18 protein-coding genes and 1 pseudogene are annotated in these 21925 nt (G+C 57.4%); 9 read left to right on the top strand and 10 right to left on the bottom strand.

Going from position 1 to position 21925, the window contains the following annotated elements:
• The first annotated feature begins 53 nt into the window (after nucleotides 1-53).
• Nucleotides 54-2147, top strand: coding sequence for a hybrid sensor histidine kinase/response regulator (locus tag PI739_RS09800; RefSeq protein WP_054081595.1), 2094 nt, complete (start codon nucleotides 54-56; stop codon nucleotides 2145-2147).
• A 12-nt stretch (nucleotides 2148-2159) separates the two neighbouring features.
• Here PI739_RS09800 and PI739_RS09795 read toward each other — a convergent pair whose 3' ends face one another.
• Nucleotides 2160-2735 carry an ankyrin repeat domain-containing protein gene (locus tag PI739_RS09795; RefSeq protein WP_003370362.1) on the bottom strand — a complete coding sequence of 192 codons (576 nt, stop codon included), beginning with the start codon at nucleotides 2733-2735 and terminating at the stop codon, nucleotides 2160-2162.
• 60 nt (nucleotides 2736-2795) lie between these two features.
• Nucleotides 2796-4301: a catalase KatB gene (katB, locus tag PI739_RS09790; RefSeq protein WP_054081596.1), complete on the bottom strand. Its 1506-nt coding sequence runs from the start codon at nucleotides 4299-4301 to the stop codon at nucleotides 2796-2798.
• Nucleotides 4302-4876: 575 nt separating this feature from the next.
• On the opposite strand from katB, the gene PI739_RS09785 reads away from it, so the two are divergent.
• The 4 genes and pseudogenes from PI739_RS09785 (at nucleotide 4877) to PI739_RS09775 (ending at nucleotide 8461) form a co-directional block, all read left to right on the top strand.
• Nucleotides 4877-5602 (top strand): GNAT family N-acetyltransferase, encoded by a 726-nt coding sequence (locus PI739_RS09785; RefSeq protein ID WP_054081597.1) that lies wholly within the window; start codon nucleotides 4877-4879, stop codon nucleotides 5600-5602.
• A gap of 126 nt (nucleotides 5603-5728) precedes the next feature.
• Nucleotides 5729-6583, top strand: a pseudogene (locus PI739_RS24870) (MCP four helix bundle domain-containing protein); the annotation flags it as partial.
• The gene (locus PI739_RS24865) at nucleotides 6578-7441 is read left to right on the top strand and encodes a methyl-accepting chemotaxis protein (RefSeq protein ID WP_404944166.1); all 864 of its coding nucleotides are present in this window, start codon (nucleotides 6578-6580) and stop codon (nucleotides 7439-7441) included. The pseudogene PI739_RS24870 and the gene PI739_RS24865, both read left to right, overlap by 6 nt.
• A gap of 138 nt (nucleotides 7442-7579) precedes the next feature.
• Nucleotides 7580-8461: a CAP domain-containing protein gene (locus tag PI739_RS09775; RefSeq protein WP_054081599.1), complete on the top strand. Its 882-nt coding sequence runs from the start codon at nucleotides 7580-7582 to the stop codon at nucleotides 8459-8461.
• An 86-nt stretch (nucleotides 8462-8547) separates the two neighbouring features.
• Here PI739_RS09775 and PI739_RS09770 read toward each other — a convergent pair whose 3' ends face one another.
• Nucleotides 8548-10176, bottom strand: coding sequence for a methyl-accepting chemotaxis protein (locus PI739_RS09770; protein ID WP_054081600.1), 1629 nt, complete (start codon nucleotides 10174-10176; stop codon nucleotides 8548-8550).
• Between the two features lie 132 nt (nucleotides 10177-10308).
• Nucleotides 10309-10926 carry a TetR/AcrR family transcriptional regulator gene (locus tag PI739_RS09765; protein WP_054081601.1) on the bottom strand — a complete coding sequence of 206 codons (618 nt, stop codon included), beginning with the start codon at nucleotides 10924-10926 and terminating at the stop codon, nucleotides 10309-10311.
• A 184-nt stretch (nucleotides 10927-11110) separates the two neighbouring features.
• Here PI739_RS09765 and PI739_RS09760 point away from each other — a divergent pair, with 184 nt between their 5' ends.
• On the top strand, nucleotides 11111-11632 hold the full coding sequence (locus PI739_RS09760; RefSeq protein WP_003370392.1) for a DUF3237 domain-containing protein: 522 nt from the start codon (nucleotides 11111-11113) through the stop codon (nucleotides 11630-11632).
• Between the two features lie 58 nt (nucleotides 11633-11690).
• On the opposite strand, the gene PI739_RS09755 is transcribed toward PI739_RS09760, so the two are convergent.
• The 3 genes from PI739_RS09755 to PI739_RS09745 all read right to left on the bottom strand — a co-directional run bounded on the left by PI739_RS09755 (nucleotide 11691) and on the right by PI739_RS09745 (nucleotide 15370).
• Entirely contained in the window at nucleotides 11691-13811 is a 2121-nt protein-coding gene (locus PI739_RS09755) for a TonB-dependent siderophore receptor (protein ID WP_248670478.1), read from the bottom strand.
• A 119-nt stretch (nucleotides 13812-13930) separates the two neighbouring features.
• On the bottom strand, nucleotides 13931-14371 hold the full coding sequence (locus tag PI739_RS09750) for a GNAT family acetyltransferase (protein WP_054081603.1): 441 nt from the start codon (nucleotides 14369-14371) through the stop codon (nucleotides 13931-13933).
• 54 nt (nucleotides 14372-14425) lie between these two features.
• Nucleotides 14426-15370, bottom strand: coding sequence for an alpha/beta hydrolase (locus tag PI739_RS09745; RefSeq protein ID WP_054081604.1), 945 nt, complete (start codon nucleotides 15368-15370; stop codon nucleotides 14426-14428).
• Nucleotides 15371-15721: 351 nt separating this feature from the next.
• Here PI739_RS09745 and PI739_RS09740 point away from each other — a divergent pair, with 351 nt between their 5' ends.
• From PI739_RS09740 to PI739_RS09730, 3 genes are all read left to right on the top strand, one after another.
• A complete protein-coding gene (locus tag PI739_RS09740; protein ID WP_003370401.1) occupies nucleotides 15722-16231 on the top strand; it encodes a GNAT family N-acetyltransferase in 510 nt (169 codons plus the stop codon).
• Nucleotides 16232-16636: 405 nt separating this feature from the next.
• On the top strand, nucleotides 16637-16897 hold the full coding sequence (locus tag PI739_RS09735; protein WP_003370403.1) for a DUF1652 domain-containing protein: 261 nt from the start codon (nucleotides 16637-16639) through the stop codon (nucleotides 16895-16897).
• 719 nt (nucleotides 16898-17616) lie between these two features.
• A complete protein-coding gene (locus PI739_RS09730; protein WP_058397951.1) occupies nucleotides 17617-19014 on the top strand; it encodes a pyridine nucleotide-disulfide oxidoreductase in 1398 nt (465 codons plus the stop codon).
• A gap of 118 nt (nucleotides 19015-19132) precedes the next feature.
• On the opposite strand, the gene csrA is transcribed toward PI739_RS09730, so the two are convergent.
• The 3 genes from csrA to PI739_RS09715 form a co-directional block, all read right to left on the bottom strand.
• Nucleotides 19133-19321: a carbon storage regulator CsrA gene (gene csrA, locus PI739_RS09725; protein WP_002554157.1), complete on the bottom strand. Its 189-nt coding sequence runs from the start codon at nucleotides 19319-19321 to the stop codon at nucleotides 19133-19135.
• Nucleotides 19322-19847: 526 nt separating this feature from the next.
• Nucleotides 19848-21200: a GntP family permease gene (locus tag PI739_RS09720; protein ID WP_003436276.1), complete on the bottom strand. Its 1353-nt coding sequence runs from the start codon at nucleotides 21198-21200 to the stop codon at nucleotides 19848-19850.
• Between the two features lie 98 nt (nucleotides 21201-21298).
• A complete protein-coding gene (locus PI739_RS09715) occupies nucleotides 21299-21787 on the bottom strand; it encodes a gluconokinase (protein ID WP_003344097.1) in 489 nt (162 codons plus the stop codon).
• Between the last annotated feature and the right edge of the window lie 138 nt (nucleotides 21788-21925).

Raw genomic sequence — 21925 nt, 5'->3', positions numbered from 1 at the left:
GCCGCCCCGCATGACGGGAAAGCGGCGCAACCAATACCTCAGGTGCCGCCGCTTTGACCCCGACAGATTTACAACATCTCCAGAGCCGATTGGCGGCTCTGGAGCAGGAAAATGCCTCGCTTAAAGAGAGCCTGAGCGTCACCGGTCGGGAGGCCGAATACGCCCTGGCCCAATCCCAGGAGCGCTATCGTTTTCTGTTCAACGCCATGGATGAAGGCTTTTGCATCATTGAGTTCTTTGACGGTCCACACGGTCCGCTGAGCGATTACATTCACGTCGAAGCCAACCCGGCCTACGAGTACCACGCCGGCATTTCCAACGTGGTGGGCAAGAAGCTGCGCGAGATGGTTCCCGAGGAGGCTGATGGCTGGCTGGAGTTTTACGGCGACGTGTTGCGGACCGGCAAGCCGATCCGTTTCGAGCGCGAACTGGTGGCCACAGGGCGCTATCTGGCCTTGACCGCGTTTCGCATCGAGCCGGCCAGCCGCAAGCAGGTCGCGGTGTTGTTTCAAGACATCACTGAACGCAAACGCGCTGAACTGGCGCTCAAGCAACTGAACGAAACTCTGGAAGCACGCATTATCGAAGCGGTGGCCGAGCGTAATGTGCTGGCCGACGTCGTCAACGGCACCAATGCGTTCATTCATGTCGTCGACTGCAATTTTCGCTGGATGGCCATCAATGGCGCTGCCCTGCGCGAATTCGAGCGTCTGTTCGGTGTTCGGCCGCAGGTGGGTGACAATATGCTCGACCTGCTCGACGACCGGCCGCAGAGCAAGGCTGATCTTGAACGGCGCTGGACGCGTGCGTTGGCGGGCGAAGAGTTCGCCGAAAGTGTCAGCTTCAGTGACTCGAACGATCCGGCCAGTCATTTTGAAATACGTTACAGCACGCTGCGCAATGCTCAGGGGCAGGCCATTGGGGCCTACCTGTTTGCCTACGATGTCAGCGAACGGCTTCGCGAGCAGGAGCGCCTGAGCCAGGCTGAAGAAGCCTTGCGCCAGTCCCAGAAGATGGAAGCCGTAGGCCAGTTGACGGGCGGTATCGCCCATGACTTCAACAACCTGTTGACCGGCATCACGGGTTCGCTGGAACTGCTCAAGACACGGGTGAGCCAGGGCCGTTTCAATGAACTGGACCGCTACATAGGGGCTGCGCAGGATGCCTCCAAACGTGCGGCGTCACTGACTCACCGATTACTGGCGTTTTCGCGCCGGCAGACCCTTGACCCCAAGCCGGTCGACGTCAACCGATTGGTCATCGGCATGGAAGAGCTGATTCGTCGTACGGTCGGACCGCATATCACTGTGGAGGTGGTGACCTCGGTCGGGTTGTGGTCAACGTTCATCGATGCACCGCAGCTGGAAAATGCCTTGTTGAACCTGTGCATCAACGCCAGGGACGCCATGCCGCGCGGCGGGCGAATTACCATCGAGACAGCCAACCGCTGGATTGACGAGCGCGGCTCACAAAGCCGCGATCTGATCCCCGGGCAATACCTGTCGCTGTGTGTCAGCGACACCGGTACAGGCATGTCGCCCGAGGTCATCAATCGGGCCTTCGACCCTTTCTTTACCACCAAGCCACTGGGGCAGGGTACGGGGCTGGGCTTATCGATGGTGTACGGTTTCGTGCGCCAGTCCGGCGGGCAGGTGCGTATCTATTCCGAGCCTGATCAGGGCACGAACATGTGTCTCTACCTGCCGCGTCATTACGTTGGGGCACCGGAAGAGATCGAGGCTGCAGATGCTGCTGGATCGGCGCCTGTGCAGACCGAGCGCACCGTGATGATTGTCGACGATGAGCCGACCATCCGCATGCTGGTGGCTGAAGTGCTGGAGGATCAGGGCTACATTCCGGTCGAGGCGGGCGAAGGCGCATCTGCGCTCAAGGTGCTGGAGTCCGATGCGCGTATCGACCTGCTGGTGACTGATGTCGGGTTGCCGGGGGGTATGAATGGCCGGCAATTGGCCGATGCCGCGCGCATCATTCGACCCGACCTCAAGGTGCTGTTCATCACCGGGTACGCTGAGAACGCCATCATTGGCAACGGCCATCTGGATCCGGGGATGTGGGTGCTCACCAAACCCTTCACCATGGAAGCGTTTGCCAGCCGCATCTACGAAATGATTGAGCGCGAAGACTGATTCCAGCAGCCGTCAGCGGGTGGGCGGCGCCTGGAATTCACCCTTGGACAAGCCTTCCACGTCATTGCCCATGCTGTCACGAATGCTCAGGTCTGCGCCCTTGTCGGTCAGCTCCTTGAGCACTTCGGTGCGTTTGAACAGGGCGGCGTACATGGCTGCGGTCTGCCCGGCATTGTTGGTGAGGTTCGCACCGCAATCTGCCTGAACCAGACGCTTGGCGATGCTCAGTTCACCTTTGAAAATCGCACCCATCAGCGCCGTATTGCCGCGATTGTCCTTGGCGCAAGGGTCTGCTCCGGCATCTATCAGGCGTATCACCGAGTCTTCATGGCCGTGATAGGCCGCGAGAATCAAACCGGTATAGCCTTGTTCATCGCGGATGTTGAGGTCGTAATGAGCCTCGATAAACGTGTCCAGCATCGGGTTGTTGCCTTCACGGGAGGCGTCGAAAAACAGCGTGCGCAGCTGGCTGGCCGTCTGCTCGGCAGTCAGCTCCGGGGGCGGTGGAGTGGGGGTCGTTGTTGATGTCGGTGGTGTGGCGTTCGCGGCTGCGGCGAACAGCAGCAAGCCATAGATCAGATGCTTCATGGGCGTTCTCCTGACGGGAACCGTCCCGGCGACTGAGCACCGGGACGGGGTATCAGATCATCAGTCCTTGAGGCTTGCAGCCAGGGACTTGACCTTGCTCAGATCGCCTTTGGCGACTTCGGCTACCCGAGTGCCGTAGTCCGGATCTGCCTTGTACAGGTACGACAGCATGATGTTCTTGCTTTCAGTATCGGTGTCGGCCAGCGACTCGCCGAAGCTCTGCACCAGGTCAGTCTTCTCTTTCGCGCTGTAGGAGCGATACAGATCACCCGCCTGCTTGAAGTTCTGCTCACGCGTGATCTTCGCCTGCTGGGTAGTGCCACTGAGCGGCAGTTCGCTGTAGCGCGCCTTGTCATCCGCTGGACGAGGTTCCAGACGGCTCGGCTCATAGTTGACGCCGCTGGTGGTGTGGCCAGTGTTCAGCGCACCGTCCTGATTACCGTTGTTGACCGCAACCTTGGGCTGGTTGACAGGCAGGCTCAGACCATTCGCGCCAAGGCGATACATCTGGGTGTCAGCGTAGGAGAACACACGGCCTTGCAACAGGCGGTCTTCGGAAGGTTCGATACCTGGAACCAGGTTGGCCGGGGCCATGGCGACCTGCTCGGTTTCCTGGAAGAAGTTATCGACGTTCTTGTTCAAGACCATCTGCCCGATCTTCTTCTCGGGAACGTCCGGCCAGATCTTGGTGGCGTCCAATGGATCGAAGTCGAATTTCGCCAGCTCTTCAGGCTTCAGGACCTGAACGTACAAATCCCATTTCGGGAAGTCACCCTTTTTGATCGCACCAACCAGGTCGTTGGTCAGGTGGCTGTAGTCCTTGGACTGGACCTGAGCGACTTCCTTGGGATCAAGGTTCTTGATGCCCTGCAGGGATTTCCAGTGGAACTTGACGTAGTGCACTTCGCCCTTGGCATTGACCAGTTTGTAGGCGTGTACACCGTTGCCATCCATGAAGCGATAGCCTGCTGGGGTGCCCTCGTTCGAATACAACAGGGTCAGCGTACGGGTGGCTTCCGGTACGTGGGAGAAGAAGTCGAAGCGACGCGAGTCGTTGTCCAGGTTGGTACGTGGATCAGGTTTGAACGCGTGGACCATGTCCGGGAACTTGATGGCATCACGAATGAAGAACGTCGGGAAGTTGTTGCCAACCAGGTCCCAGTTACCGTCAGCCGTGTAGAACTTGGTGGCGAAGCCGTGCGGGTCGCGCAGGGTTTCAGGCGAGTGATTGCCGTGAACCACGGAGGAGAAGCGTACAAATACCGGCGTCTTCTCACCGGATTTGAAAACGGTCGCCTTGCTCAGATCACTGATGTCGGCAGAGGCCGTAAACTCGCCTTTGACGCCGGTGCCGCGGGCATGCACGACGCGCTCGGGGATGCGTTCGCGATCAAAGCGCTGCAGCTTTTGCAGCAACTGAACGTCTTGCAGCAGGACAGGGCCCTGGGCGCCTGCGGTCTGAGAGTTCTGATTGTCGCCGACGACGGCGCCATTGTCGCGGGTCAGGGTGTCGGCTGCATAAACGGTCGGAACAATAATCAGACCGGCTGCAGTCAGGCACACCATGTGTCTGGACCAGTTTAATAACGGCATTTTGAATCCCTCATATTTTTAGTAGGCCGGATAATCTTAGGCGCGTGAGGGAAATGCGGTGATTATAAAAATATATTGGGGTGATTGAGATAAATACTCGAACAAAAGGTGGACCCGGTAACGGATGTTTGTACCGAGTTGGCCTGATGCGTTGATTGCACGTTCGGTCGCTGTAAATCAAGTTATATTTCCATTTTTTTGCTAGTTATGCATCCCTTTGAAAAAATTGGATTTTTATTGAATGTCAACATTCATTAAACTTCCTTGTATCCTCTTACTCAGGTAGATGTGAATCATTATCAACTTTATTATTTGGTAACAGACTGGCGACTGTGGTGTGTGCTGGTACGATCGTACCGATACTTGTGGTGGTCTTTCGGGTGGATGGCTATTTGATATTCTTTTTTTAAAATCATCGTATAAGTTGCAACTAAGTTGGCGCGCTGCAGCATGCTGGCAATATGACAATATCGGTCCTGAGTGCCTCGACGCGCTATCATGTGGCCACATCCCGTACAAACACACCTATTAATGGAGCCCCTTGTCCCATGTCGACGATCATGCTGCTGAAAACCCCGCCGCCGGAATTCATCCGTAGCCAGATCCAGCAGATGGTCGTCGACTACGTGACGGACATCAGTCTGGTGGCGATCGCGGCGAGCAACCCGCTGTACAACCTTTACCAGTACGGCGTGGGGTATGAGGTGCATTTGTACCTGAATGCCATGGACGGTTCGCAGCAGCTGACCGTGGAGCTGATCGTCGCGCTGGACGATGAAGACCCCGAAACTGTAGTGGGGTTTTTGCTCTATCTGCCTGTGCAAGACGATCCGCAGGCCTGCGCCGTAGCCTACATGGCGGTGCGCGACAGCCACCGCCGTCAGGGCATCGCACGCTCGATGCTGGAGAAAATGACGAGCCGCTATCCGCACGCAGAGCTGTATTGCGTGGTCGGCAAAGTCGCGTATTTCGAGGCAATGGGCTTTCAGGTGCTGGGCGCGCGTGGTCCGCAGGTCATCATGAACACGCGTGATCACGGTACTGACGGTCTGCTTGCGGTCATGGATATCGCGCCCATCTACAACTCGGTCGAAGTGCGGCAGATCCACGCTTACCTGCTCAAACAGCACGGCAAAAGCGCGATGGTCGATGCGGAGAAGCAACGCGATCGCCATCTGGACCGCATGACTCTTGAAGCGAGAACGTTCGCCGAGCAACGTCTTGGCAATGATGGCCTGGCAGCCGGCGCATCAAACACCGTGCGGCTGCACTGATAACGAACAGGATTTGCGAACGGGGCGGTGCCGATAGAAGGCATTAGTCGCAGATCTGCGACTTGTCAAAGTTTTTCTATCAAAAAGCGAGGAGGTCGGGAACGATCCAAATGAGGTGAAGTCATTATGACATCATCACTGTTTGATCAACTCATTCCGGCACTGACATCACTCCTCATTCAGCAACAGGTAAGCCCCATGAACGTCCTGCGTCAGTCCAAGTTTTCCACCAAGCTGCTCTCCGCTTTCATCATCTGTGCATTGATTACGCTGGCCGTCGGCGCCTTGGGTATGGTGGGCGTGACACGCCTGGCCAATGCCCTTGAGCTGACCTTCTCCAACAACCTTGTCTCGGTCAGCAACACCAATGAAGCGCTGACCAGCTTCACCGCCCACAACCGCGGGCTTTACCGTTTGCTGGATGCGCAGGATGGCGGTGTCTCCGAAACGGACAAGGATCGAGTTCGTCAGGCGTTGAGTGATGACCTGGCCCGTGCGCAAAAAGTGTTTGCGATCTACCGCGCCACGCCTCTGGAAGATGACGAGCGCGCCGCCGGTGACCAGTTGGAACTGATGCTGCCCGCGTACGTTTCGGGCTCTCAACAGGTTGTCGACCTGATGAGGGCGGGTAATTACGAGGCTGCCCGGACCCAGTTGAATAGCCTTTCCTCGGAAAGCTTTACCAAGGTGCGCAGCTATCTGCGGATCATGATCGATTCCAACAATCGTCAGATCAAGGAAGGCGCAGCCGCTGCTGCCGACCTGAAGGCCAGTTCGGTATTGATGCTGGAGATTGGCGTGGTGATTGCTTTTCTGGTGGCCATCATGCTCGGCGTGCTGATTACCCGCATGATCACCCGTCCTTTGGCTGTCGCAGTCGCCAGTGCTCAGCGCATTGCGGGCGGTGACCTGACCCAGCCCATTGTTTCCAACAGTGGCGATGAGGCCGGACAACTGTTGAACGCGCTGTCCGACATGCAGGGCGGTCTGAAAAACACCATTCAACAGATTGCCAGTGCCTCGGACCAGCTGGCTTCCGCTGCCGAAGAACTGAGTGCCGTCACCGATGAAAGCACCCGCGGGCTGACTCGCCAGAACGACGAAATCCAGCAGGCGGCAACGGCCGTCAATCAGATGACTGCCGCAGTGGAAGAAGTGGCGCGTAACGCGGTATCCACGTCTGAGGCTTCGAAGTCTGCTACAGACGATGCCATCGATGGCCGTGGCCAGGTCGATCACACGGTCAAGGGCATCACCACCATGGTCCATGAGATCACCGCATCCACTGGCGCTGTGTCCGAACTGGCCGGGCATGTCCGGGAAATCAGCAAGGTGCTTGACGTTATTCGCAGTATCGCTGAGCAGACCAACCTGCTGGCCTTGAACGCCGCCATTGAAGCTGCACGTGCTGGCGAACAGGGTCGTGGTTTTGCGGTGGTGGCTGACGAGGTTCGGGCTCTGGCGCACCGTACCCAGGCATCGACAGTGGAAATCGAAGGCATGATCAGCACCGTGCAATCGGGTGCTGACGGCGCGGTTGCGGCGATGGGCAAGAGCCTGTCGCTCGCCACCAACACGCAGGAACTGGCCCAGCGTGCGGGCGCGGCGCTGGAGAAAATCACCCAGGGTGTTGCAACCATCAACGAGCGCAATCTGGTCATTGCCTCTGCTTCGGAAGAGCAGGCCCAGGTGGCTCGCGAGGTGGACCGCAATCTGCTCAACATTCAGGACCTGTCGACCCAGAGCGCTGCAGGTGCCAACCAGACCAGCGCGTCCAGTCAGGAACTGTCGCGACTGGCCACCTCGTTCAATTCACTGGTGGCCAACTTCAAGCTGTAAGTCGCTCCCAAGAGGTATTGTCTGGCGCACGTCCTGGCCCGATCGGTTGTGAAATTCCGGTCAGGCATAAAAAAGGCGTTGCGCCCGACCGGGTCATTTCGCGCATCATAGGCGGACTCAGCCCGAGAGAGACTTTTCATGCCTGTCATTCATTACTTTCTGCGCCTGTCGCTCCCGCGAGTGTCGTTAGCCTTTCTGGCCGTGTTGTGCTCTGGTGTGTTTGCCAGTGCTGCGCTGGCTGGCGACGAAACGCAACTTATCGAATCCCTCAATGCCTATCGCAGCCAGGCACAGCGCTGTGGCGAGCAGGTGTCCACGGAACTGCCGCCGCTGACCAGCGACGCGCGTCTGGTGCTGCCGGCCAGTGGCAATCTGGACCTGCAACAGGCGTTGACGCGCGCTTCCTACCCAATGGTCACTGTGCAGGCGATAAGCATGTCCGGTCCGAACAATGCAGACGCTGCACTCAAGGCGGTTCTGGAGAGTTTCTGCCGCGTGGTGCTGGACCCGCAGTTCGTCGACATCGGTGTCAGCCGCGAAGGGCGAGACTGGCGTATCGTGCTGGCGCGCTCGCTGGTCGCTTCGCGTCTTGGTGACTGGCAGACAGAGGGGCAAAAGATTCTGGAAATGATTAACAATGCCCGCACTCAGGCACGTCAGTGCGGCCCACAATCCTTCGCCGCTACCACGCCGCTGGCCTGGAACCTGGTTCTGGGGACCGCTGCGCAACGTCATTCCCAGGCGATGGCCAATCAAAACTTTTTTGACCACAAGGATCGTGACGGCCGCACGCCTGGCGACCGCGCTGAACTGGCCGGGTATGTGGGGCAGCAGGTGGGCGAGAACATTGCTGCCGGCCAGGACAGTGCGCGCAAGGTGGTGGATGGCTGGCTGCTGAGCCCGGGCCACTGCGCCAATCTGATGAATCCGGATTTCCGCGAGCTGGGTGCAGCCTACGCGATGGACCCCAAAAGTGACGCAGGGATTTACTGGACGGCAATGTTCGGCACGCAGCAGTAGCGTCTAGCGCTGCGCCAGTGGCTGGCAAGCCTGGGCAGACCATTCGAAGGAGAGATGCCGGGAAGCGAGCTTCCCGGCAGAGGGGCTTAAACGCGGAATTGCCTGGTGAGACGGTTCAGGCTTGAAGCCAGGGTCGACAGTTCGGCAGTGGCGATGGCCGTCTGATTGGAACCCTCGGACGTCTGGCTGGACAGATCACGAATGCTGACCAGGCTTCTGTCTACTTCTCGAGCGACCTGAGCCTGTTCTTCAGCTGCGGTGGCAATCATCAGGTTACGTTCATTGATCTGGCTGATGGATTCGGTGATTTCGAGCAGCGCCTTGCCGGCACCATTGGCCATCTCCAGCGTCTTGTGGGCCTGAACGCTGGTCTGCTCCATTGCGCTGACAGCATTGCCGGTGCCGGTCTGAATCGAGCCGACCATCTGTTCGATTTCACGGGTCGATTGCTGAGTACGATGCGCAAGTGCCCGGACTTCGTCCGCAACCACGGCAAAGCCCCGTCCGGCTTCACCTGCGCGGGCTGCTTCGATGGCCGCGTTGAGTGCCAGCAGGTTGGTCTGTTCGGCGATGGCCCGAATCACATCCAGCACCTTGCTGATATCCGTCGCCATGACGGCCAGGCCCTGTACCTCGGTGGACGTAATCTGCACCTTGGAAACCATCAGGTTGATCGCCGTGACGGTCTCATCGACCTGAGCGCGTCCGGCCATGGCGGCAGTGCTGGATTGCGAGGTAACCTCAGATGCCGATGCGGCATTACTGGCCACTTCTTCCACCGCCGCGCTCATCTCGTTAACGGCCGTGGCTGCCATTTCGATCTCGTTGGTCTGGCGCTGAATGGTGCGCGATGCGTCCTCCGTGACGGCATGCATTTCCTCGGAAGTGGCAGCCAGCTGGGTGGATGAGTCGCCGATCAGGGTCAGGGCATTGCGCAGGTTGGCCTGCATGGTGGCAAGTGCGGCAATCAGTTTCGCCGCCTCATCAGTGCCATGCTGCGGAATATCCTTGCTCAGATCATTGGTGGCGATGCGTTGCGCGATACTCAACGAATCGCCAATCGGGCCAGTCAGGCTGCGGGTGTACATCCAGGCAAGGAGCAGCGTGGTAATGACGCCCACGGCGATGAAAATACCCACCACCCACAGCGTCTGCTGATAGGCAGTCTGAGCGGTATCACCGGCTTTCTCGGCTTTGGCGTCGTTGACGGTCCTGAGTTTCTTCAGTCCGGCTTCAACCTGATCGGCCGCGCTTTTCATTTCGCCATTGGAGGTTGCCACTGCAGCTTCCAGATTGCCGGCGGCCACCGAGGCCAGGTAGCGATCCTGTGCCACCTGATACCCGGCCTGTGCCTGGGACAATTCATCGAATGCCTGGCGTCCTTGCGGAGTCACGATCAATTTGCCGAGGGCGTCAAAATAGCCGGCGATCAGCGAACGAGACTGCTGGATATCGCTGAGCGCCTTGGTCTTTCGATCCTGCGGTTCAATCGGATTGCGCACTCGGGCGTTGTTGCCCCGAATACTGACAAACTCCCGATCAATCGACGCGAGCTGTTTCACGCTCGGAAGCACATTGGTCTCGATGAATTTTTCCGCAGCATTGAGCTCGGCGGCCTGACGCAGGGCGAGCAAGCCCAAAGCAATGATCATCAGGCAGAACACGCCGAAACAGAGCGTCGAACGAGCGGCCAGGTTAAGTTTTCGCAGGATCATAAGTGTTTCTCCGAAGGGGTAATCAGGTATCGCCCTCATTCGGATTAACTTGGCCGTAAAAGAGTAACAAAGTGTTTCAGAAGGGTTGCAATATTGGCTTTTATCAAAACCGCTTGGTTCTTTTATGCGGATTCAACGTTTCTCCATACCCAACATGAAGGTATCCACCGCGCGTTCGACCATGGCGTGAATTTCTTCGATACTCAGCGGCATGGGCGCCTGCTGGTAAAGACGAATGTCGGTTTCGGCAGTCAATAGCGAGGTCAACTGCAATGCGGCGATGTGCGGATCGGTTTCACGCAACTGGCCTTTTCGCATCGCTAGAGCCATCAGTGAGCTGACTGTTTGCAAACACTGGCTGGGACCGGAGTCGTAAAACATCATGCCGATGTCCGAGTGCCCTGACTGGGCCACTACCATGCGATAGACAGCCAGTGCCTTGTCGTCATTGATGAGCACCATGAGCATGCGTTCCCCGAAACGGGTAAACAGTGTTCTCAAATTGATCGGTTTGTCATCCTGGATCGCCAACTCTGAAACCGCGTCGGCCAGATGAGCGGTGGCGAGCCTGTTAACCACGGCGATGAACAGTTCTTCCTTGGAGGGGAAGTAACTGTAGATCGTCGCCTTGGAGCCACCCATTCGTTTGGTGACTTCATTCATCGAGGCACGCTCGTAGCCCATTTCGAGGAAGACACTTGCTGCGGCATCAATGATGGCTTCGCGGCGAGCTTCAGTACGGACCTTCATTCATATCCTCAATTCTCCAGTGGGCAGATTGTGTGCAAAATTCTCTAGACTGGAACTGAACCGTTCGGTACGATTTCAGCAGACTCCGTGGAGCTTACTGGAAAAGCAGGCGCAGATAAATGCCGATGGACTGCACCCGGCCATTCGTTGCCCGAATCCATTCAAAGATGGAGTGAACAGTTCTATGACCATTATCGACTTCAACAAATCCGTCAAACGTGCTTTTCGTAGTAATACGGCAGCCGCTCCTCAGCTGGAAAAAATGCTGACCGTGATTCTGAAGACCGACGCTCCTGTGCTCATGGGGATTTGCAGTGACGGGCTGCGTAGCAACAGCAATGTAGTGGGCGGGGAATTTTACGGCGAAAACTTCAGCGGCTCGGTACTCTCCGGCGGTAGCAATACGCTGGTTGAGTTGTCATCCGAGCTTGCCTTTCTGGAAACCCGTTTCACGTTGGTCACCCAGTTGGGTGAAATGATCAACGTTGAAAGCAGGGGCGCTCTACTCGTTGACGAAGCGGGCCAGCACGACCTGCAGAACGGAGTATGGCCAATCAGCGAAGGTCATTATCAGTGCACCTGTACACCGCGCTTTCAGGTCTCTCTGGGTCCTAACGAGTGGCTGGAGAAGAGCGCATTCATCGGCAGGTTCGAATACCTGTATGGCAATGAAGCGCTGATCAGCTTTTACCGAATGAAGTTCTGATCAGTCCCTGCGAATGTCCGCGTAGCACGCCTGGGCAGGCCTGCTACGCGACAGCCTTTTAAAACGTGACGCTGGCACTCAGGCGCGCGGTGCGCGGTTCACCCACGTTGACCTGCAACTGGCTGCCGGTGCTGGACGGGTAGTACTGCTTGTCGAACAGGTTATCCACATTCAACTGCAGGCGTGTTTTATAACCGGCCATGGGCACGTCCCAGCGCAGAAACGCATCCGCCACTGTGTAGCTGCTCATATAGAAGGTGTTGGCATCGTCGCCAGCACGTTCGCCCACATAGCGTGCGCCGCCACCTGCGTGCCAGTCGCCCAGGCCGGACGGGACTTGCAGATGGTGGGTGAGGTACAGGCTGGCTGTATGCTTGGGGGCCTGGCTAAGACGATTGCCCTTGTTGCTTGGATCATCCAGCACTTCGGTGTGGGTGTAAGCGTAAGTGCCGATCATGTCCCAGCGCTCGGCAATTCGACCGGTCACGTCCAGCTCGATGCCTTGTGAACCTACCTTGCCAGCGGCTTCGCTGACACCCGTCACGCCAGTAGGGGTGACGACGTTTTTCTTCTCGATATCGAACACCGCAAGGTTGAAGTCGAGTTCCGGTGCCAGTGCATATTTGGCCCCGACTTCGTAACTGCGACCTTCTTCCGGGTCGAAGGTGGTGCCGTCATCGTTAACGTCATCATTGGGGACGAAGGAGCGGCTGTAGTTGCCGTACAGCGACAGGTCTTCATTGACCTTGAATACCAGGCCCGCCATCGGCAGGAATATATCGTCATTTTTGTCCAGGTTAGTGTTGCGGCTGGCGCCGAGGCCTTGGGCGATGTACTGGTCATAATGCTGATAGCGGCCGCCGAGGACCAGAATCCAGCGGTCATCGAGGTGCCAGTTATCCTTGAGGTAAATGGACGATGAAGTCAGTTGATTGCTCAGGTTGCTGTTCGCTGCGCTGATCACGCTGGGCTCTGCCAGGCTGCCATAGCTGGGCGAAAAGATGTTGAAGCCGTTCTGGGCGGTGTTGCGATAGGTCTTGCCGCGGTACTTGTCGGAGTCTTCCTGTTCGGCACCGATCAGCAGATCATGTTGCTGGCCAAACAGCTCCTGCTTGCCGATGAAGTCCCAGCTGGCATAACGCGTTTCATAATCGTAGTGGCCGCCATTGGCCTGACGCCTTAGCACGCCGCTGCTGGACAGCGTACTCGGCTGGGCAATCGAGAGGCTGTAGCGGTCGTTGTTCCAGCCGTAGGTCAGACGGGTTTTCCAGTCATCGCTGAGCTGGTACTCGAAGCGCGCGGTTGCGGTTTCGCTGATGCCGACTGTATTGGACCATTTTTCATCCAGTCGCTTGTCGTAGCTGATATTGGCAGGATGACCGCCCGTGAACACCGTGCCACGATCGAACGGGCTCACGTAATCGTTGTATTCGTAAGCCAGCGTCAGGCTGGCGCGCTCCCCCGTCCAGGACAGCGACGGCGCGACCAGCGTGTGCTGGTCAACGCCGTAGTTACGCCAGTAGTCCTCGCTCTGACGCTCGGCCACCAAGCGGTAGGCCAGCCCCGAGTCGCCCAGCGGGCCGGTGGTGTCGATGCCGAAGCTGCCGCCGCCTTCGCTGTACGCCGAGCCACTGAGCGTGGTGCTTTGCGCGTATTGCGGCTGTTTGCTGATCACGTTGATCACGCCACCCGGCTCCATGGCTCCGTACAGCAGCGAGGCCGGGCCTTTGAGCACTTCAACGCGTTCGGTGGTAGCGCCGAAATTTTTCGACACCACCGAGCGCACGCCGTCACGCAGCACCGAGCCATCATCGTTGGTGCCAAAGCCGCGCTTGACCAGCGAGTCCTTGGTGTTGCCAAGCGTGTTGCCCTGGCTGACGCCACTGACAAACTTCATGGCATCGTCCAGCGAGCGCACGTTGTAGTCGGCGATGGTCTGCGGTGTCACCACGTTGACCGACTGCGCTTCTTCCTTCAGCGGTACATCGCTCTTGCTCGCGGTGCTGGCGCTTTTGGCGCTGTAGCCTTCCTGTGTTTCGGTCGCGGTTGCCGACACCTGCGTGGCAGGCAGCGTTGCGGTTTCGGCTGCATGCACTGTACCGCCGGAGAACATCGCCAGAGAAAGCGCGGACAGCAGAAAAGTGCCGGGACGGCGAGGGCATTGGAAGGAAGTGCTCAAGGGAGATGCTCTGCTAGGACGTTAATAGCAATAATTGTAATTTGATATTAATTCTCATGTAAATAAATGATTGAGGCGCCTGCCGGTTTCTTTCCCCCTGCAAACAGGGGGCGCACGGCTCAGGGCAGATTAGGTACATTGGCATCAATCCGCTTACCCATGCTGATAATGGGCTCAGGCGTATAGCCCAGGGTTTGATAGAAGGCCTGCACGCTTTCATTAAAGGTATGGATCTGCAGGTTGATCTTCACACAGCCAAGCTCCGCGAGCGCTTTTTCAGCGTGCCTGGCCAGCCGGGTGCCCAGTCCTTTGCCACGCTGTTGGGGATCAACGGCAACCGAATACAGCCAGCCGCGATGACCGTCATAGCCGGCAAGGAGGGTCCCGACCACCTCGTCATCCGCTAGAGCGACGAAAAACAAATGATCGTCGACAGCCCTTTTCTTGTCGATCGACAGGTCTGGGCGATTGTGCGGCTTTTCGTCATTGAAGACGGTCTTCCACAGTTGGATGACCGCGAGACGGTGATGCGGGTCTGAATACTCGACAATACAGTTCATTGCGGGGTCCTTTAGCCATGAATCCGAAGACTAAGGCCACGCGCCCTGCATTGTCTAACCGGCGGTCTTTGAGCCCTTGCCCTGTTTTGTCACCTGAGGCAGCGATGCGGGTGTATCGAGCAGGGCGCGAATGGCCCGGCTGTAAGCGGGCTGCCCGAGCTGCATGCTGTTGTTATGCGTACCGCCAGGCACCAATAGCAGTTTCTTCGGTTCCTGCGCAGCCTCAAACAACTGTTCGCTGAAGCGGGCCGGGACATAGCGATCCTCGGTGCCATGCACGATCAGCACCGGCATATGGATGTCTGCAATCTTGTCCAGTGAGTCGAACTTCTGCGACAGCAGCCAGCGCACCGGCAGCGAGGTATTGGCCAGCGCGGTAGCCACATCGGCCAGGTTGGTGAACGTGGATTCTATGATCAGCCCGCGGGCCTGAATCGGCACATTGCCCTTTTCAGCGTCTTCGCCCAGCTCGGCAGCCAGATCCACTGCCACCGCACCGCCCAGAGAATGTCCATAAATCAGCCTGCGCTGCGGATCGGGTTGCAATTGCTTCAGGCGTTCCCAGGCGATGCGTGCGTCTTCATACACGGACTTCTCCGACGGCAGCTGGCCCATGCTTTGCCCGAAACCCCGGTAATCGATCGCCAGTATCGAGTAACCCTGCGCCTTGAGTTGCTGGATACGGAACAGCTGGCCGGTGAGGTTCCATCGTGATCCATGCAGGTACAGCACCGCCGGGGCGTTCTTGTCCGCAGCGGGCCACCACCATGCGTGGATATTCTGCGAGTTACCGAATGCCGGTGTACTGAGTTCGATTTCCTGTACATCTGCCGGCAGACCGCTGTACCAGCTGGCGGTACCGGGCTCGATGCGAAATACCAGTTCGCGCTCCTTGTGTTCAAGCACTGCGCAGCCGACGGGCAGGCCAAGGATGACGGCTATCATGCTAATCCATCTGAGCGGACGGGCTTTGAAGCGAGCCAGAGGCGAAATCGACATAAGAAGGATAGTCCGGTCAACAAAGTGAAATAAATGCAGAATCTGCATCCGGGATGCAAGACCAGCCGACGAACGCCGGGTTACAGGATATTGCGTACCTGCGCCGGAAGGATTGATAGACCGAGGCGAGTAAAACCGGTGGCTTCAATACCTTGCGCGATGTGGCCCGAAGGCAGCCTGGACAACGACGCTCATTAGCACGTTTTGTTATTGAGGTAGCCCTTATCGATAGCTGCGGATTATGCTGTGTCGGCGAGGGCGCTGTGTTTTTGTCATCTACCGCCGCCGGATTCGCCGATCTGCTTGCTGTATTCCCGCGCTTTCTTCAATTTCTTCAAGAGGTTACCGCCTATGTTCACCTACCGTCCCCTGGAAGAAAAAGACGTCCCCCTCATCTGCGAGATGCCGCAGAATGCCGATGAGCTGTTCTATATGTTCCCCAGGGCCACGTACCCGTTGACCGCCTCGCAACTCATCGAAGCGCTTGAGACGCGTCATGATTCGACCGTCATCGAGATGGATGGCGAAGTAGTAGGGTTTGCCAACTTTTCGCTCTGCACGTTTCGCGGCCGCTGTTCGCTGGGCAACGTCATCATCGCACCGAAAGCCCGCTCCAGAGGAGTAGGGCGCTTCATGATCACCACCATGATGGGGATTGCGTTCGACAAGCACGAGGCGAGTGAAATGATCGCGTCCTGCTACAACCACAACGTCCCGGGCTTGCTGTTCTATCCGCGAATGGGGTTTCGTCCTTTCCACATCGAAGAAAAGCGCGACAAGCGTGGCGAGCGTGTTGCGCTGATTCACCTGCGGCTGTCCGGCACCGATGCAAAAGAGAACATGCAAGACACACAAGAGTAAGTTTTCGAGCCGGGGCACGCACGACTCTTTTAAAGGAGCGGGCGTGCCTTGCGAGCGCAGTAACCATTTTATGTTCAACCGTTCGTCGGTCTTTGTTCCTTCCGTTCACGTGCCTTTTATACGCTGCGGTTCACGCCGAGTCCCATTCTGTTGAAGAACATGAGGGTGAATCGTTTTTTCTGTGGGGGCACTCAATAAGAAACCGCGTTAAAAGGGTGATCGATATTCAGGTATGGAAGTTGCCTGAAGTGCAGCGCGCAGTGTATAACGGGTTTAAGCATCAAGTGAGTGGCGACGGATAATTGGCGGGCTGGCGCGGGCCGTTTTTAAAAAGTCATCAACAATAAAAATTATCAAAAATTTGTCACTGTCGGGACATGCTTACACACATAAGGAGATAAAGAGATGATCGCGAGTGGACTGTCCGAGTTAGAACTCAGAAGCATCGTTGAACGTGCGTTCCTGCCGTTACGCTGCACCTGCACGATTGCCAATGATCAGATGAACGTGCAGATAAGCGACCCGGTATCGGGGCGTACCCAGCGCCAGATGAATCTGCCGCTCAGCCGTATCAATACGGTTCGGGACATCTCGGCACTGGTGGCCGAGTTGCGCGAAGAACCGGTAATGCCCCGTGTGGCGAAAGCGTATTACAGCGCTGCCTGATACTGCTGCACCCCGCTGATGCTCTGGCATCACGTTACCTGGCCCTGATCATCGCTGATCGGGGCCTTGTCGTTTCTAAGGGCCGCTTTATCGACCGCATTCGGCGCAGGCACAGAGGCTAGGCGGGTCTTCATGAACGCGAACCTTTGGTGGCGCAGAACCGCTTTATGCTCGTCAAATTAACAGCGTCGAAAGAATGCTGTTTTTAGCGCGGACTATAAAAAATAAGTTGAACGCATTGAATGCGTTAATGTCAGCGAAAACTGCTTTTTTGAAGGGGCATTCAACGATTAAACGATACAAGGTCATTCAAATCATCAGGTTATAAAGCGTTCCAGGCCATTGTCGCCGCTTGCAGCCCATTTGACACCCCCGATTTTCTTTGCAACTATTCAGTTGCCCGACTTATTTTGTAACGCATTGTCACTCTTTTCAGGCTGATAAAAGCGTTGTCTTAAAAAGGGCGGTAGCATGACGCCTTCTTCCTGTCAGGTCTGAACATTGGGCCTGTGTCTGTTGTACCTAGTGTAATTTTTTGTGAAAAACACCTTCTCTAACCATGTCGTCTCATGGGCGCCGTGAATGAGCGCGTGTGTAGTGTGCTGCATGTGTTTCGCCTCGAATCGTGCAGGGACGCTGGTTCGCCTTATCAATCAGGTATTCGACATCCAGAACATCTGGACTGCACCCACGTATGAAAATGACGATGGAGCATCATTATGTTTGATAACTGTATGGAAACAGCCTGCGGTTGCGTGGTGGGAGGTGCCGGGCTCGCGGGCATGGGCTTTTTGTTCTACGCCCTGAAGAGCGGCGCGATGCCCGGGCTCGCTGCCAAAGGACTGATTGTCATTGATGCAAGCGACCAGCCCGGGGCGGGTGCGCTGGGAGATTACCGGATTACTGCCAACTCGGTAGGCGATGTATTCATCGATTGCCTTCGTGATCCGGCATTGCGCGAGGTGTTCGAACCCCTTGAGTACTCGGCAGCCTATTGGCGCATCAAGGCGCAGGCACAGAGCGCGCCACAGCTGTCGGATGTGGGCCTGCTCATGGGCGAGGCAGCCAGGCTGGTGCTGGACCACATCGTGCAACGTTATGGCGTAGAAGTATGGTCCGGCACGCGCCTTGATGAGGTGATTTGCGAGGGCGACGAGTTCTGTCTGCACGTTGACAGCGTGTACGGCAAAAGAAGCGTGCGCTGCCAGACGCTGGTACTCAACCTGGGCGGGCGCCAGGATCCACAACACCTGATCGATGATCTTGCCCGGCAAGGTCTGACGCTGCCGGACACCTGCACTATCCAGAGCGCTGACCGCTTGTTGCGCATGAACGCGGTGCAGTTACGCGAAGTATTTGCCCCGGCGCTGGCCGATAACGGGCGTATCACCATCGTCGGGGGATCTCACAGCGCTTTCTCGACGCTTGAGAATCTGGCGGATGCACTGGAGTTTGCTGGCTTGCAAGAACTGTCACTGGTTCACCGGAGCAGTATCAGGCTGTTTTACGAAAGTGCTGAACTGGCGCACGCAGCCGGCTACGCATTCGCGCAGCTTGATGTCTGCCCGGTTTCAGGTCGGATCAACCGTTCCGGAGGTTTGCGTTACCGTGCCCTGGAGATCGGGCGCGAAGCGCTGCAAAGCGGCCGCGTAGGCAAAACCGGCGTGCACGTGCAGATGGTGCAGACACTGGGCGGACGCCCCGATGAACACGAGCAGGCACGACGTGTCCTGGCTGACTCGACTGTGATCGTGCAGTGCTCTGGTTATCAGCCCGTGTTGCCCAGACTGAAGGATGCCGATGGCAACCTTGTCAGCTTGCGCGAGGCCAAGGGGGGACTCGACTCGGACGCTGGCGGCTGCCCGTTCGACCAGCACGGTCGTCGAATCAAGGGCCTGCATCTTTTCGGTCTGGGCGCCGGACTGGGCGTCGACCCGCAATTGGGCAGCGAACCCGCCTTCGACGGCCGGATATACGGCGTCTGGCAGTTTCATCATGATGCCAGCCGAGTGGTACTGGAGGCGGTCACGCGCAGGCTCGCTCATCAACCTGTAGCTGCCGAGACGTTCATTTCGGAGGGGTTCATGCAGGCGGCTTTAGGCCTTCAGGCCGGTTAGGCCGGTGCAGCAGAGAAGCGCAGAATGGCGGCCATAAAAAACGGCGTCCCAGGGACGCCGTACGGCCGGTCTGCCAATAAACGGCAGATCAGCATTGAATAAGGGGGTGGTGCGGGAATTATTGTGGGTCCTGGTTGGGAGCCAGTTCTGCCTGGATACGTTTGTAGATTTCTTCACGATGCACTGAAACATTTTTAGGTGCATTGATGCCCAGGCGGACTTGAAGCCCTTGAACGCCAAGAATCGTGACGGTGATCTCGTCACCGATGTTTATGCTTTCGCCTACTTTGCGAGTGAGTATCAACATAATCTTTTCCTTGATGGCCTCTTGAAAACGCCTCTCTCAAGAGGCTGGCGTTTGCCTTTGCGTGGTGATTGTTGCCGAGTGCATCCAAATGCATCCGTCTTATGACGTCGCACAGGTGAATTAAATTCCCTCGGTTCATTTTCTTGTCATCGAGATTTGCATCCCGGATACGACGAGTGCGCCAATTCTGCCCGTTTCGACGTGAAAATGCCCGTATTTACTGGCGTCATATAAAAAGTAACGTCAGCCGCTGCACCGTTCAGCGTCGTCATCGTCTCGGTCGACGGTGCTGCTCAAGCCATTTCGATATGAGTACAAGCGTAGGCACGACTTCACCAGATTGCCCGGGCTTTCTGAAAATTCAAATGAAAGTGGCGAACGAGTGTGTAGGAAGGGGCTGCAGATCAACGTAGTGTCCACGCTGATGCGGTGTATTGCGGGGGGGGGCTGGGAAGGGTGATGCACAGGCGTGAGGCGGGACCAGGCGTTCGCGGGCTGCAGCTCCCGCGAAGGCCTGGTCCGGGGTTTACACCGCCATCGACAACAGCATGATGAAAATCAGGCCGACGACCGAGAGGATGGTTTCCATCACTGTCCAGGTCTTGAAGGTCTCGGCAACGGTCATGTTGAAGTACTGCTTCACCAGCCAGAACCCGGCGTCGTTGACGTGCGACAGGATCAACGAACCGGCACCGGTTGCCAGCACCAGCAGTTCGCGATTGACGCCTGGAATCAGGCCGACCACCGGCGCTACGATGCCGGCACCGGTAATGGTTGCCACCGTCGCCGAACCGGTTGCGATGCGGATGACCGCCGCTACCAGCCAGGCCAGCATGATCGGGTTGATCTGCGCCTGCACAGCCATGTGCCCGATCACGTCACCGACGCCACTGGCCACCAGCATCTGCTTGAAGCCACCGCCTGCGCCCACGATCAGCACGATTGCCGCCACCGGAGCGAGACTCTGGTCCAGCAGCTTCATGATCTTGCTGCGGTCAAACCCGCGCGCGGCACCAAAGGTGTAGAACGCCAGCAACAGCGCGGCAAGCAGGGCGGTGATCGGGTGACCGATCAGATCCATCCAGATGCGGAACATGTTGTTTTCCGGCAATACCACGTCGGCCAAGGTCTTGAGCAGCATCAGGAAGACTGGCAGCAGGATGGTCACCAGCGTGATGCCGAAGCCTGGCAGGTTGTCAGTGCTCGACTCCTTGGCAATCTGGTCCATCAGTTCCTTGGACGGCGTACCGGGGATACTTTTGGAAATCCAGTTACCGAAGATCGGGCCAGCGATGATGGCGGTTGGCAGAGCAACGATCAGTCCGTAGAAAATGGTCTTGCCGATGTCTGCACCGAAGATGCCGATGGCCAGCAACGGACCCGGATGCGGTGGAACCAGACCGTGCACGGCTGACAGGCCTGCCAGCAGCGGAATGCCGATCTTCACGATGGGCACGCCGGTGCGTCGCGCGACAATGAACACCAGCGGTATCAGCAGGACAAAACCGATCTCGAAGAACAACGGGATGCCCACCAGGAAGGCAGAGAACATCATTGCCCAGTGCACTTTCTGCTTGCCGAAGGTGCGTATCAGCGTTTGCGCAATCTGGTCTGCGCCGCCCGAGTCGGCCATCAGCTTGCCGAGCATCGTGCCCAGGCCAAGGATGATACCGACGAAGCCCAGTACGCCACCGAAGCCGTCCTGGAAGGATTTCATGACTTTTTCGACCGGCATTCCCGAGGTCAGGCCAAGAAAGCCTGCCGCCAGGGTCAGCGCGACGAAAGGGTGCACCTTGAAGGTGGTGATCAGCAGCACCAGGCCGACGATGGTCACCAAGGCATCGACGAGCAGGAACGTCTCATGGGTCATACCGAACATGGGTGTCTCTCCGGTTTATTGTTTTAAGGAACTGTTAACAGCGCCGACTTCAATCGTGTGTGCGCAAGACAGCGCTGTCTTTTGCACTCACACCTTTATCAGGCGTGAGAGCCTTTCCACCATGCTGCGGCTTGTTTGCCGATGACATCGATAGGCTGGGACGCGTCCACGATCAATGTCAGCGGTTCGCCATAGGGCGGTTCGAGGGTCGCGAACTGGCTGTCCACCAGGCTGGCGGGCATGAAGTGCCCAGGCCGGTGCGAGCAGCGTTCGCTGGCGAGTTCCTTGCTGAGTTCCAGAAAAACGAAACCCAGGCCAGGCACCGCATCACGCAGGCGCTGGCGATAAATGAGCTTGAGCGAGGAGCAGGTCAGCACCGGGTGTTCACCGTTGGCGAGGGCGGCAGCCATCTCTTCGCCCAGGCGGGTCAGCCAGCCGGCACGGTCTTCGTCGTTGAGGGGGGTTCCGGCGCTCATCTTTTCGATGTTGGCCGGTGGATGGAACGCGTCGCCTTCGATCAGACGGCCGCCGCTGTTCAGGGCAATCTCGGCACCCACGGCGCTTTTGCCGCAGCCAGACACACCCATCACCACAAGGGCGGAAATAGCAGTATTCGCAGTTGTCACAGTAGGCACCTCATCTGGAGACAGCGCTGTCTTCTTTCGGGTGGACATGAGTCCCAGCCCGGGCTGTTCCAGTTATTTGTCGTTGTTTTGGGCTCATCA

It is taken from the genome of Pseudomonas cerasi, assembly GCF_027983475.1.
Lineage (GTDB): Bacteria > Pseudomonadota > Gammaproteobacteria > Pseudomonadales > Pseudomonadaceae > Aquipseudomonas > Aquipseudomonas cerasi.
This window is presented reverse-complemented; position numbering and strand designations above follow the sequence as displayed.